This is a genomic window from Nocardioides caricicola, assembly GCF_039541135.1.
GTDB lineage: Bacteria > Actinomycetota > Actinomycetes > Propionibacteriales > Nocardioidaceae > Nocardioides > Nocardioides caricicola.
In genome coordinates this window covers 54881-67782 of the sequence record NZ_BAABFQ010000010.1, presented here as the reverse complement: position 1 = coordinate 67782, position 12902 = coordinate 54881, and the positions used below count along the sequence as shown (strand labels likewise).

Here is a 12902-nt window from a genome sequence, read left to right as displayed (position 1 = left end):
GATGAGGTGCGCGGTCCTGGGCGACCCGATCGCCCACTCGCTGTCGCCGACCCTGCACCGGGCGGGGTACGCCGAGGTCGGGCTCGACTGGCAGTACGACTCGATCCGGGTGACCGCCGAGGAGTTCCCGGCGTTCGTGCTGGGTTGCGGCCCGGAGTGGCGGGGGTTGTCGCTGACGATGCCGCACAAGCGCAGCGGGCTCGCGTTCACGCACGGAACGGTCACCGAGCGCGCCCGGCTCGCAGGCGGGGTCAACACGCTGGTGTTCGTCGAGGACGGCCTGTTCGCGGACAACACCGACCTGCCCGGAGCGGTCGCGGCGATCCGGGAGCGCTACGACGGCCCGGTGACCGCGGCCACGGTCCTCGGCGGTGGCGCGACGGCCGCGTCGACCGGGTTGGCGCTGTGCGAGCTCGGCGCCAGGACCGTCCGCGTGCTCGCGCGCACGCCCGAGCGTGCCGCCGACGCCGCGGAGGCGATCCGGGCGCACCCGTCACGGCCCGAGGTGGTCCTCGACGCGCTGGCAGACGGCGAGGTCACCGGTGAGGTCGTGGTGTCCACGATCCCTGCCGCCGCCCAGGATGCCGCCCTCGTGGCCCGCTGCGACGACGTCCCGGTGGTCTTCGAGGTCGTCTACGACCCCTGGCCGACTCCGCTGGCCGCCGCAGCCCGGGACCGGGTGCTGATCAGCGGGCTCGACCTGCTCGTGCACCAGGCGGTGCTCCAGTTCGAGCTGTTCACCGGACTCCCCGGACCGCTGGATGCCATGCGCACCGCCGGCGAGGAGGCCTTGGCGGCGCGCCGGGCCGGCCCGTGACCGTTCCATGACCTCCTGGGAGGCCGCCCTGGTCAGCGCGACCGCCTGCGCCGCCGGTGCGCTGACCGTGCCGCTCCTGGTCGCCCGCGTCCCCGCGGCCGTGCGTCAGCACGAGCCGTACGCCGTCCCGGTCGCGGCGGCTGCCGGGGCGGTCATCGGAGGCACGCTCGGGGCCTCTTGGTCCCTGCTGTTCCTCCTCCCGCTGGTGCCGGTCGGCGTCGCGCTCGGCCTGATCGACGCCCGGACCCACCTGCTGCCGACCGTGATCATCTGGCCGGCGTTCGGGGGCGTGATCGCCCTGGCTGCCGTGTCGGCGCTGATCGAGGACGACCCGGAGGCGCTGGGGCGAGCCGCACTCGGCTCGGCCGTGGTGTTCCTGGCGTTCCACGCGCTGTGGTGGATCCACCCCGCCGGGATGGGCTACGGCGACGTCCGGCTCTCGGCCGTGCTCGGCTTCGCGCTCGGCTACCTCGGCTGGGCCGAGCTCCTGGTCGGCGTCTACGGCGGGTTCCTGGTGTTCGCCGTGTCCGGGTTCGTGATCGCGCTGCTGCGCCGTGACCGGCAGGCGCTCAAGGCGTCGTACCCCTTCGGCCCGTTCCTGCTGGTCGGCGCCCTCGCCGGCATCGCGTTCGGGCCGGCGGTCTGGTCGTATCTCGTCTCCGGGTGACCGCCGACCGACCGGCGAACAGCCGTGAAACACTGGGCTCATGCTGCGTTGGCTGACTGCGGGCGAGTCCCACGGCCCCTCCCTGGTCGCGATCCTCGAGGGGCTGCCGGCCCACGTGCGGGTGACCTCCGACGACATCGCCGACTCGCTGGCCCGGCGCCGCCTCGGCTACGGCCGCGGCGCCCGGATGAAGTTCGAGCAGGACGAGGTCACCCTGGTCGGCGGTGTCCGCCACGGCGAGACTCAGGGCGGCCCGGTCGCGATCCAGGTCGGCAACACCGAGTGGCCGAAGTGGGAGAAGGTGATGTCGGCCGACCCCGTCGACCAGGCCGAGCTGGACGCCCTCGCGCGCAACGCCCCGCTGACCCGGCCGCGGCCCGGCCACGCCGACCTCGCCGGCATGCAGAAGTACGACTTCGAGGAGGCCCGCCCGATCCTCGAGCGCGCGTCCGCGCGCGAGACCGCGGCCCGGGTCGCGCTGGGCCGCGTCGCCTCGAACTTCCTGGAGCAGGCCGTCGGGGCACAGGTCGTCTCCCACGTGATCGAGCTCGGCGGCGTCCGTGCGCCGGCCGGGCTGTGGCCCGAGCCGAGCGACGTCGCCCGCCTCGACGCCGACGAGGTCCGGTGCCTCGACGCCGACGCCTCGAAGCAGATGGTCGCCGCGATCGACCAGGCGCACAAGGACGGCGACACGCTCGGCGGTGTCGTCGAGGTCGTCGTGCACGGGCTGCCGCCGGGCCTCGGGTCGCACGTGCACTGGGACCGGCGTCTCGACTCGCGCCTCGCGGGCGCCCTCATGGGCATCCAGGCGATCAAGGGCGTCGAGGTCGGGGACGGCTTCGAGCTCGCGGCCACCCCGGGCTCCCTCGCGCACGACGAGATCGTCCCGACCGCCGACGGGATCCGTCGTGTCAGCGGCCGCTCCGGCGGCACCGAGGGCGGGATGACGACCGGCGAGATCCTGCGGGTCCGCGCCGCGATGAAGCCGATCGCGACCGTGCCGCGTGCGCTGCGCACCGTCGACGTCGCCACCGGCGAGGAGGCGGTCGCCCACCACCAGCGCTCCGACGTGTGCGCCGTGCCGGCCGCCGGCATCGTCGCCGAGGCGATGGTCGCGCTGGTCCTCGCCGACGCGGTGCTCGAGAAGTTCGGCGGTGACTCCGTGGCCGAGACCCGCCGCAACGCCGAGAGCTACCTGGACACGCTGAGGTTCAAGTGAGCCCACGGGTCGTCCTGGTCGGCCCGATGGGAGCCGGCAAGACGACGGTCGCCGGCCTCCTGGCCGAGGCCTGGGGCGTCTCGGTCCGAGACACCGACCACGACGTCGAGAGAGCCGAGGGCCGCACGATCTCCGACATCTTCGTGGACTCGGGGGAGGCGGAGTTCCGGCGCCTCGAGCGCGAGGCCGTCGCCGCGGCCCTGGCCTCCCACGACGGCGTGCTGGCGCTCGGCGGGGGAGCGGTGCTCGACCCCGGCACCCGCGAGCTCCTCGCCGGCCACGAGGTCGTGTTCCTGCGGGTCGGGCTCGCGGACGCCGTGAAGCGGGTCGGGCTCGGCACGTCGCGCCCGCTGCTGCTCGGCAACGTCCGCGGCCAGATCAAGGCGCTGCTCGACGAGCGCACCCCGATCTACGAGTCGGTGGCGACCCTGGTCGTGGACACCGACGGCCGCACCCCCGAGGATGTCGCCGGGGACATCGACGCGACGTTGACTCGGAATCGGTCGTGAGGGGCGGGATGAGGAAGAAGAAGGACACCGTGCTGCGTGTCGGCGGGCAGTCGCCGTACGACGTGGTGATCGGGCACGACCTGTCGGAGCGGCTCCCGCAGATGCTGGGAGTCGGCGTGCAGCGGGTCGCGGTGGTGTTCTCCGACGCGCTCTCCGAGCTGGTCCGCCCCGTGCTGGACTCCCTCGCAGCGGCGTACGACGTGATGGTCCTGCCGATCCCCGACGGGGAGCGCGCCAAGAAGGCCGCGGTCGCGGTGTCGTGCTGGGAGGCGCTCGGCGAGGCCGGGTTCACCCGCTCCGACGCGCTGGTGACGTTCGGCGGCGGCGCGACCACCGACCTCGGTGGCTTCGTGGCGGCGACCTGGCTGCGTGGCGTGAAGGTCGTGCACGTGCCCACCACGCTGCTGGGCATGGTCGACGCGGCGGTCGGCGGCAAGACCGGCATCAACACGCGCAGCGGCAAGAACCTCGTCGGCTCGTTCCACGAGCCCGCCGGGGTGCTGTGCGACCTGTCCACGCTGCGCGGGCTGCCCCGCCCCGAGCTGGTCGCCGGCCTGGGCGAGGTCGTCAAGTGCGGCTTCATCGCCGACCCCGCGATCCTCGACCTCGTGGAGGGCAACGACCCCGCCGAGATCACTCCCGACTCCGCCGCGCTCCGCGAGCTCGTCGAGCGGGCGGTCGCGGTCAAGGCCGAGGTGGTGGCGGCCGACCTCAAGGAGACCGGCGGCGCGAAGGGCCACCCGGGTCGCGAGGTCCTCAACTACGGCCACACGATGGCGCACGCGATCGAGCGCACCGAGAACTACCGGATCCGCCACGGCGAGGCCGTGGCGATCGGGTGCGTGTACGTCGCCGAGCTGGCCGCGCGGGCCGGGACCCTCGACGTCGACGTCGTCGAGCGGCACCGCGAGGTGTTCGCCCGGGTCGGGCTGCCGACGACGTACGCCAAGGCGTCGTTCGACGACCTGCACGCCGCCATGAAGGTCGACAAGAAGTCCCGCGGCTCGCAGCTGCGGTTCGTGGTGCTCACCGACGTCGCCAAGCCCGCCGTGCTCGCCGGGCCGTCGCTGGCGGACCTGCGCGACGCCTACACCGCGATCGGAGGTCGCTCGTGACGAAGGTGCTGGTGCTCAACGGCCCGAACCTCGGCCGGCTCGGCCGGCGGCAGCCGGAGATCTACGGCGCCACCACCCACGCCGAGCTCGCCCACCTGTGCGTCGAGTGGGGCGCCGCGCTCGGCCTCGAGGTCGAGGTGCGGCAGACCAACCACGAGGGCGAGATGCTCGACTGGCTCAACGCCGCCGCCGACGACGCGAACCCGGTCGTGCTCAACGCCGCGGCGTGGACGCACTACTCGTACGCGATCTTCGACGCCTGCGCGCAGCTGGTCGCCCCGCTGGTGGAGGTCCACATCTCCGACCCCCACCAGCGACCCGAGGAGTTCCGCCACACGTCGGTGGTGACGCCGTACGCCGCGGAGGTGGTCGCCGGGCACGGCATCGAGGGCTACCGGATGGCCCTCGAGGTCATCGCCCGCGCCTGAGCATCACGAGGCCCGTCCGATCCAGGTGAGGGAGGCCGAGTCGAAGCCGCTGAAGCCGAGGGCGGCACCGGACGTCTGGGTGGCGCGGACCGTGACGAACTCGCCGGCGAGCAGCCGCACCGGGCAGCTGACGTGCACGAACGTGGAGCCGTCGGAGGTCGCCTGGTCACGGTCGAAGCACGCGGGGGAGGTGTTCAGGTCGTTGATCGCGATGTTCACCGAGCGGGTGCCCGTGGCGTTGGAGTTGAAGCCGAGGGTCGCCGTCGCCTGGTAGATGCCGGTCACCGGGGCGACCAGGCGGGTCCCCTCGGCGGCGTCGAACAGGTCGCCACCGGTCTCGAAGGTGATCCCCGAGCCCCAGTTGACGACCGTGCCGCCCGACACGTTGTTCGGGATCGCGCTCGCCGTCCCCGTGACGCGGACCGCGGGGATCGTGCCCAGCTCGGGCAGCCCGACGCTCTGGGGACCGAGCTGCGGGTTCGGGTACGTGCCGGTCAGGTCGCCACCTGCGGGGGCGTCCTGGATCGAGCCGGCCGGCCCGGGCTCGCCCTGCGGTCCCTGGGCGCCCGCGGGACCTGGCGGACCGGCCGGTCCCGTCTGGCCCTTCAGCGCGTTGCGAGCCGTGGGGCTGATGTCCTTGGTCTGGATCGTGCCGTCCTTGATCTGCTTGCTGGTGATGAGCTTGCCTGCCGCCTTGGCGGTGCTGGACGCGACTGCGGGCCCGCCCAGGGCCACGAACAGCGCGAGGATGCCGAGAACGATGCCGATCCACTGACGCTTGAAGGTATCCATCGTTCGACGGTAGGGACCCCGTTCGCGGCCAGCCATAGACCGTCCGGGCCATGAGCCCGGCCGGGTGGAACCCGGGCCACCGGCCTCGCGTCGGACCTCCATGGAAGCGAACCTGGACGCGAAGATGACCGTGAGTGTGCGCAGCATCCTGGTGACGGTGGTGGTGGTCCTCGCCCTGCTCGTCGCCTTCCTGCTCGGCGGTGCCGGGGGCGGAGGCACGCCCGCCCAGGCCGTGGACGACGAGCAGCCGGCCGTCGAGCGGGCCCGGACCCTGACGATGACCGGGGCCGGCGACGCGACGGCGGTGCCCGACCAGCTCTCCTTCGACGTCGGCGTGACCGTCGTCAGGGACGACCTGGAGACCGCGCTCGACGCCGCGAGTGCCGCGATGGACGACGTCCTCGCCGCGCTGGCCGACCAGGGTGTCGCGAAGGGCGACGTCCAGACGACGGGGTTGTCGATGAACCCGGTGTACCAGTACCACCAGTACGACCCGCCCACGATCACCGGCTACCGCGTCGGCCAGCGCGCCACGGTGCTCGTGCGCGAGCTGGAGCAGGGTGGCGCCGCGGTCTCCGCAGCGGTGGCCGCCGGCGGCAACGACGTCCGGGTGGGCGACATCCGGCTCCTCGTCGGCGACACCGACGCAGTGATGAAGCGGGCCCGTGAGGCCGCCGTCGCGGAGGCGACCGCGAAGGCCGAGGAGTACGCCGCGGCGTCCGGGCAGGAGCTCGGCGAGGTGATGACGCTGCGCGAGGTGCGGGTCAAGCCGGTGCCGACACCGCAGTACGCCGAGCTCGGCTACCTGGCGCGCGACAGCGCGGCGATGAAGGTGCCGATCCGGGCGGGCAGGAAGAGCGCGAGCGTGACGGTGCGGGTCGTGTGGGAGCTGTCCTAGCGTTTTCAGGTCGGCGGACCCCAGCCGATAGACTCGTGCGCTGGTGCCCGGTCCTGCCGGGCGGCCACTCCGATCCCTCGACGTACGAAGGCTGACACGCGCGCATGGCAACCACGAACGACCTCAAGAACGGCATGGTTCTCAACATCGACGGTCAGCTCTGGGCCGTCGTGGAGTTCCAGCACGTGAAGCCCGGCAAGGGCCCGGCCTTCGTGCGCACCAAGCTCAAGAACGTCGAGTCGAACAAGACCGTCGACAAGACCTTCAACGCCGGCACCAAGGTCGAGACCGCCACGGTCGACCGCCGCTCGATGCAGTACCTCTACAACGACGGCTCGTCGTACGTCTTCATGGACACCGAGAGCTACGAGCAGCTCGAGATCAGCCCGGAGATCGTCGGGAACGCCGCGAACTTCCTCCTCGAGAACCAGGAGGCGATCGTCGCCACCAACGAGGGCCGCGTGCTGTTCATCGAGCTCCCGGCCTCGGTCGAGCTCGAGATCACCTTCACCGAGCCCGGCCTGGCCGGCGACTCCGCCACCGGTCGCACCAAGCCGGCGACCCTCGAGACCGGTCACGAGATCCAGGTCCCGCTGTTCATCAACCAGGGCGAGAAGGTCAAGGTCGACACCCGCGACTCCTCGTACATGGGGCGCGTGAAGGGCTGATGTCGGCTCGCACCAAGGCGCGCAAGCGCGCGCTGGACGTCCTCTTCGCCGCGGAGCTCCGCGGCGAGACGGCGACCGAGGCGCTGGACCGCGCCATCGCCGAGGGCGAGGGCCCGACCAACGACTACACGGTCGTGCTCGTGCGCGGCGTGGAGGAGCACCGGACCCGCATCGACGAGGTGCTGACGGAGTACGCCGAGGGCTGGACGCTGCAGCGGATGCCGGCCGTGGACCGCAACGTGCTGCGGCTCGGCGTGTGGGAGCTGCTGTACGCCGACGACGTTCCCGACGGCGTCGCGATCAGCGAGGCGATGGCCCTGGTCACCGACCTCTCGACCGACGAGTCTCCCCAGTTCGTCAACGGCGTCCTCGGCGCGGTGGAACGCAACAAGGCCACGCTGGCCTGACTCCCTGGCCCGACTCAATAGGCTGGGGCGCATGACTCAGCACGAGGTGGACCTGGTCGTCATCGGTGCGGGACCCGGCGGCGAGGCGCTCGCCAACGGGGCCGCGAAGGCCGGTCTCGAGGTGGTGGTCGTCGACCGGCACCTGGTCGGCGGCGAGTGCCCGTACTACGGGTGCATCCCGACCAAGATGATGGTGCGTGCCAGCGACGCGGTCGCCGAGGTACGCCGGGCGTCGTCGCTCGCGGGCGACGCCTCGATCGTCCCCTCCTGGGCGCCGGTGGCGACCCGCATCGACGAGGACGCCACCACCCACTGGGACGACACGATCGCCGTCGACCGGCTCCAGGACGCCGGCGCGACCGTGCGCCACGGCGTGGCCCGGCTGGCCGGCGTCGGAACGGTGGAGGTCGACGGGGACACCTACGTCGCCCGGCGCGGGGTCGTGCTGAACACCGGCACCCGACCGGCCGTCCCTCCGGTCGAGGGTCTCGAGGGCACGCCGTTCTGGACCAACCGCGACGCCGTCCGGGTCACCGAGCTGCCGGGCTCGCTCGTCGTCATAGGCGGCGGCCCGATCGGCTGCGAGCTGGCCCAGGTCTTCGCGCGCTTCGGTGTCCGCGTCACCGTGGTCCAGCACGGCTCCCGCCTGCTGGAGGTCAACGAGCCGGAGGCGAGCGAGCTGCTCGCCCAGGTCTTCGCCGAGGACGGGATCCGGGTGCTGACCTCGGTGGACGCCACCCGCGCGGCGTACGCCGACGGCGCGTTCACCCTCGAGCTCAGCAACGGTGAGCGGCTGACGGCCGACAAGGTGCTGGTCGCCGCCGGGCGCACGCCGAACCTCGACGACCTCGGCCTCGAGACCGTCGGCCTCGACCCGACGGCGCGCACCATCCCCGTCGACGAGTGGCTGCGAGCGGGGGAGAAGCTGTGGGCGATCGGGGACGTGACCGGGCACGGCGCGTTCACCCACATGTCGATGTACCAGTCCGCGATCGCGCTGCGCGACGTGCTCGAGCAGGGTGGTGAGCCGGCGCGCTACCACGCCGTCCCGCACGTGACGTTCACCGATCCGGAGGTCGCCGGCGTCGGCATGACCGAGCAGGCGGCCCGCGACGCCGGACTGAACGTGCGCACCGGCTCCACCGACCTCGCGCAGTCCTCGCGCGGCTTCACCCACGGCCCCGGCGGCCATGGGCTGGTCAAGGTCGTCGAGGACGCCGACCGGGGCGTGCTCGTGGGCGCCACGGTCGTCGGGCCGGCCGGTGGCGAGATCCTCGGGTTCCTCGCGGTCGCGGTGCACGCGGAGGTGCCGGTCGCGACGCTGCGGACGATGATCTACGCCTATCCGACGTTCCACCGCGCCATCGAGTCCGCTCTCGCCGACCTAGGCGACTAGGCCACCGACCGCCTCGACGGCGGCGTCGACCTCGTCCGGGGTCGTGACGATGCTCGGCCCGAGGCGCAGGTAGGACGTCGCGTACGGCGTCGCGCTCGCGACGATGCCCTGCTCGCGCAGCGTCAGCACCGCGTTCGGCGGTGGCACTCCGGGCACGTCGACACAGACGATCCCGGCCGAGACCGCGGGGTCGGCGGGCGTGATCACCGTGACGCCGGTCCCGGCGAGCCCCTCCTTGAGCTGCGTCGCCTGCGCGACGGTGCGCTCGACCACGGCGGAGCGGCCGACCTGCTGCTGGAACCCGAACGCGTCGGCCAGCGCCCACCGGTGCTCGAAGCAGTGGTAGCCGCCCGGGGTCATCCGGCCGGCCGGGCTCTGCGGCGAGAACGACGGGATGATCTCGGTGAGCGGTCCCCAGCTCGCGCCCCAGACGAGGCCCGTGCCGCGCGGCCCGAACAGCCACTTGTGGGTGCCCGCGGACAGGAAGTCGCAGCCGAGGTCCGGCAGGTCGACGTCGACCGCCGCGAAGCCGTGCACGCCGTCGACGCACAGCAGCACGCCGTCGGGCAGCGCGTCGGCGATCTCGCGGACGGGCGTCCGGACCCCGGTGCTGGAGTGCACCCAGGTGATCGCGACGACCCGGGTCCGCGGCGTCAGGCCCGCGACCAGGCGGTCGACCATCTCGTCGACCGTGGCTGTCGCGGGGTCGTCGTACAGCGACACCCGGCGCACCCGCGCTCCGGTCCGCAGCGTCAGCAGCCGCAGCGCGTCCTCGGTCGAGAAGAAGTCATGGGTCGTGGAGAGCACCTCGTCGCGCGGTGTCAGCGCGAGCCCGCCGTAGATGATCCCGAGGCCCATCGTGGTGCTGTCCGTGAGCGCGTACTGACCTGCCGCACCGCCGGCGTACGCCGAGGCCGCCTCGCGGACGGCGTCCTCGAGGGCGTAGCCCTCGAGCAGCGCCCGCTCGGTGTCGGCGCCCAGCTGCTCGCGGTGGCGATCGATCGCGGCCTGGACCGGCGCGGGGTGCGGGGACAGCACGAATGCCGCGAACTGAGCCAGGCCGCCGTCGAGGGGGAACTGGGCGCGCACCGAGGCCCAGTCGGCCGGGTCGAAGCCGGTGGCCGCGGCGGTCGGGCCGGGCGCGCCGTCCGGGTCGGTGTCGTCGTCGCAGCCGACGACGAGGGCGGCGCCTCCCGCCAGACCGGCTCCGATCAGGGCTCGTCGTGTCGACAGCGGCATCCACCCATGTTGGCACCACGGGCGGGTGTGGTCCGCGCAGTTTCGGGGAAGGACCCAGCCAGCAGGAGCACCGGCACCCGAGGGAGGACACCGATGTCGCAGGACGCATGGAGCTCGGCCGGCTCGCGACACGACCACGACGACACGAGCGACCGGCTCTACTCGACCGACGAGCTCGCGGTGTACGCCGCGGCCCATCGGGACTCGAGTGCGGCCGCCGAGTCGGACGCGGCGTACCGCCCGACCGCGGCGCCAGTCGGGCCGCCGCCGTCGTACCCCCCGACCGCCGCGGCCCCCGCCGGCCCGCCACCGGCCGGCCCGCCGCCCGCGGGGCCGCCGCCCGCAGCCCCGCCCACGAGCCATGCCGCGCCGCCCGCCGACGCACCCGCCCAGGGCCAGGACGACGGCGAGGTCCGCCGCTTCATGACCGCCACCGACTTCCTCGACCGGCGCGACGCCTCCCAGGAGCACGGGCCGGCGACGTGGGGCTGGCGCGGGACCGTACGCCGCTGGAGCGGCGGCCTGATCTCGCCCAAGATGGGCCCGGCCGAGCGCAGCTACGAGGAGGACCGCCGCACGATCCAGCGCGACTTCGACGGCCCGCGGACGATCGCGTTCATCAACCCGAAGGGCGGCGCCGCCAAGACCACCGGCGTGCTCGCCGCGGGCTACACGTTCGGCACCGTGCGCGGTGGCGGCGTGGTCGCCTGGGACAACAACGAGACCCGCGGGACGCTCGGCATCCGCGGCACGCGGAGCACCCACCGCAACACCACCCGCGAGCTGCTCGAGGACCTCGAGCGGTTCACCGACGTCTACCAGTCGCGGATCGGCGACCTCGGGGCGTTCGTGCGGTCCCAGGGCGATGCGCACTTCGACGTGCTCGCCTCGGACGAGCGACCGGACGTCACCGGCACCATCCGAGCCCAGGACTTCGACGCGGTCCACAAGCTGCTCGAGCGCTTCTACCGGGTGATCCTCATCGACACCGGCAACAACATGCGCGCCGAGAACTGGCTGGCCGCGGCGGGCGCCGCGGACCTGCTCGTCGTGACCAGCACCGTGCGCGAGGACACCGGTTACAGCGGTCTGTGGATGCTCGACGCGCTCCAGGACGCGGGCTACCAGAACCTCAAGCACAAGGCGATCACGGTGCTGTCCGACCCCTCGGCCAACGTCGACGCCAAGCTCGCGAACGACCTGGTGGACGTCTACCAGCAGCGCACCCGCGACGTGTTCCGGGTGCCGTACGACCCGGCGCTGGTGGCGGGGTCGGTGGTGCCCTACGCGCAGCTCTCGGCGAACACCCGCCGGCAGTGGCTCCAGGCGTGCGCGGGGATGGCCGCCGCGCTTTAACCGTCAACCACCTTCAGTTCTGCCGGAGTCGGCCGATGCGACCTGTGACACATCGGACCGACCGAGGAGGCTGTCGTGAGAACTGCGCGACGCAACATCTTCGTGCTGTCCGGCGGCGGTTCCCGCGGCGCCGGGCAGGTCGGGATGCTGCGCGCGCTGCTGGCGGCGGGCCTGCTGCCTGACCAGGTCGTCGCCGGCTCCGTCGGCTCGCTGAACGGCTGCTACCTCGCCGCCGACCCGAGCGCCGCCCGGGTGGAGCAGCTCGCCGAGGTCTGGGCTTCGATGCAGGCCTCCACGCTCACCGGGGCGCGCCGCACGATGGTGGCCAACCTCGCGACGCTGCGCCCGTACCTGTTCTCGAACCGCGCGCTGCGACAGCTGATCGCGAGCCTGGTCCCGAACCACCGGCTCGAGGACCTCGCGGTCCCCGTGCGGATCGCCACGACCGACCTGCTCACCGGCCTCCCGGCGCACCACGACACGGGTTACCTGCCCGACGTGCTCTGCGCCTCGGCGGCGCTCCCCGGCCTGCTCCCGCCGGTGCGGCTGCGCGGCGGCCGCGCCCACGTCGACGCCGGGGTCGCGGAGAACGTGCCGATGTCGGGCGTCCACGGCCTCGCCGCACCCGGTGACCGGGTGTGGGTCCTCGACGTCACCAAGAGCCCGCGCGAGCTGCGCAGCCTGCGCACGCCCATCGACGTGCTCGTCGCCGCGCTGGCCGGCTCGATTACCAACCGGCCCACCCTGGCGCTTCCAGCGGGCGTCGAGGTGGTGCACGTGAAGCTGGACGAGCGGTTCGACTGCGGCCCGGTCTTCGACTTCAGCCACACCCGCACGCTGATCGAGATGGGGGAGGCGGTCGCCGCGCAGGCGCTCGCTGCCGATCCCGGCGCACTCCCGCTCGCTGGCTAGTTCCGCGGCTCAGCTCCGCGGTTCAGCTCCGCGGTTCAGCTCCGGGCGGCACCCCAGCCGTGCCAGCGGTCGATCTCCATCCAGGCAGAGGTCCGCGGACTCTCCCGGTCCGGGTAGCTGTTGCCGGAGTAGTGCACGCTCAGCCGGTCGATGTCGGCGAGCCCCTGGTCGGCGTACATCTCGGTGACCCGGCCCACGAGCGAGACGTGGGTGTACCAGCCCGCCTCGTCCAGCACGGTCAGGCTGACCCGCGGATCGCGGCGCAGGTGCCCGAGCCGGACCCGGGTGTCGTCCATGTTGAGCAGCACCCGGTCGCCGTCGAGGAGGTACCAGGTCGCGACCGACACCGGCGCGCCATCGGCACGCAGGGTCGCGACCACCGCCGGGTTCGGCTTGGCGAGCAGGGTGCGGAGGTCGTCGGGGAAGGGCATCTCAGGCATGCGTCCACTCAACCACGCGCCGGGCGGTTGGTGGTTGAG

15 protein-coding genes are annotated in these 12902 nt (G+C 72.9%); 12 read left to right on the top strand and 3 right to left on the bottom strand.

Features of this window, described 5'->3' with window-relative positions:
- The first annotated feature begins 1 nt into the window (after position 1).
- Genes ABD875_RS21215 through ABD875_RS21190 form a run of 6 tightly spaced genes read left to right on the top strand, consistent with a single transcriptional unit; the run spans position 2 to position 4755 of the window.
- Positions 2–817, top strand: coding sequence for a shikimate dehydrogenase (locus tag ABD875_RS21215; protein WP_345182056.1), 816 nt, complete (start codon positions 2–4; stop codon positions 815–817).
- 7 nt (positions 818–824) lie between these two features.
- On the top strand, positions 825–1484 hold the full coding sequence (locus ABD875_RS21210; RefSeq protein ID WP_345182054.1) for a prepilin peptidase: 660 nt from the start codon (positions 825–827) through the stop codon (positions 1482–1484).
- 40 nt (positions 1485–1524) lie between these two features.
- Entirely contained in the window at positions 1525–2703 is a 1179-nt protein-coding gene (gene aroC, locus ABD875_RS21205) for a chorismate synthase (RefSeq protein WP_345182051.1), read from the top strand.
- Positions 2700–3212, top strand: a complete 513-nt coding sequence (locus ABD875_RS21200; protein ID WP_345182049.1) for a shikimate kinase — start codon at positions 2700–2702, stop codon at positions 3210–3212. Before aroC ends, ABD875_RS21200 begins: the two co-directional genes overlap by 4 nt.
- Before the next feature lie 8 nt (positions 3213–3220).
- Positions 3221–4327, top strand: a complete 1107-nt coding sequence (gene aroB / locus ABD875_RS21195; RefSeq protein ID WP_345182047.1) for a 3-dehydroquinate synthase — start codon at positions 3221–3223, stop codon at positions 4325–4327.
- Entirely contained in the window at positions 4324–4755 is a 432-nt protein-coding gene (locus ABD875_RS21190; protein ID WP_345182044.1) for a type II 3-dehydroquinate dehydratase, read from the top strand. Before aroB ends, ABD875_RS21190 begins: the two co-directional genes overlap by 4 nt.
- Positions 4756–4758: 3 nt before the next feature.
- On the opposite strand, the gene ABD875_RS21185 is transcribed toward ABD875_RS21190, so the two are convergent.
- The gene (locus ABD875_RS21185) at positions 4759–5547 is read right to left on the bottom strand and encodes a hypothetical protein (protein WP_345182042.1); all 789 of its coding nucleotides are present in this window, start codon (positions 5545–5547) and stop codon (positions 4759–4761) included.
- Between the two features lie 100 nt (positions 5548–5647).
- On the opposite strand from ABD875_RS21185, the gene ABD875_RS21180 reads away from it, so the two are divergent.
- The 4 genes from ABD875_RS21180 (at position 5648) to ABD875_RS21165 (ending at position 8916) form a co-directional block, all read left to right on the top strand.
- Positions 5648–6445, top strand: a complete 798-nt coding sequence (locus tag ABD875_RS21180; protein ID WP_345182039.1) for an SIMPL domain-containing protein — start codon at positions 5648–5650, stop codon at positions 6443–6445.
- Between the two features lie 104 nt (positions 6446–6549).
- Positions 6550–7113 (top strand): elongation factor P, encoded by a 564-nt coding sequence (gene efp / locus ABD875_RS21175; protein ID WP_345182037.1) that lies wholly within the window; start codon positions 6550–6552, stop codon positions 7111–7113.
- On the top strand, positions 7113–7520 hold the full coding sequence (gene nusB / locus ABD875_RS21170) for a transcription antitermination factor NusB (RefSeq protein WP_345182035.1): 408 nt from the start codon (positions 7113–7115) through the stop codon (positions 7518–7520). The genes efp and nusB overlap by 1 nt, the downstream gene beginning before the upstream one ends.
- A 31-nt stretch (positions 7521–7551) precedes the next feature.
- On the top strand, positions 7552–8916 hold the full coding sequence (locus tag ABD875_RS21165) for a dihydrolipoyl dehydrogenase family protein (RefSeq protein ID WP_345182032.1): 1365 nt from the start codon (positions 7552–7554) through the stop codon (positions 8914–8916).
- On the opposite strand, the gene ABD875_RS21160 is transcribed toward ABD875_RS21165, so the two are convergent.
- Positions 8905–10155, bottom strand: a complete 1251-nt coding sequence (locus ABD875_RS21160; RefSeq protein WP_345182030.1) for an aminotransferase class V-fold PLP-dependent enzyme — start codon at positions 10153–10155, stop codon at positions 8905–8907. The two genes, ABD875_RS21165 and ABD875_RS21160, sit on opposite strands and share 12 nt — an antisense overlap.
- Before the next feature lie 93 nt (positions 10156–10248).
- Between ABD875_RS21160 and ABD875_RS21155 the strand changes: the two genes are divergently transcribed.
- Positions 10249–11511, top strand: a complete 1263-nt coding sequence (locus ABD875_RS21155) for a MinD/ParA family ATP-binding protein (RefSeq protein ID WP_345182028.1) — start codon at positions 10249–10251, stop codon at positions 11509–11511.
- A 75-nt stretch (positions 11512–11586) separates the two neighbouring features.
- On the top strand, positions 11587–12423 hold the full coding sequence (locus tag ABD875_RS21150) for a patatin-like phospholipase family protein (RefSeq protein ID WP_345182025.1): 837 nt from the start codon (positions 11587–11589) through the stop codon (positions 12421–12423).
- A gap of 35 nt (positions 12424–12458) precedes the next feature.
- Here ABD875_RS21150 and ABD875_RS21145 read toward each other — a convergent pair whose 3' ends face one another.
- A complete protein-coding gene (locus ABD875_RS21145) occupies positions 12459–12863 on the bottom strand; it encodes a PPOX class F420-dependent oxidoreductase (protein WP_345182023.1) in 405 nt (134 codons plus the stop codon).
- Positions 12864–12902: the final 39 nt, after the last annotated feature.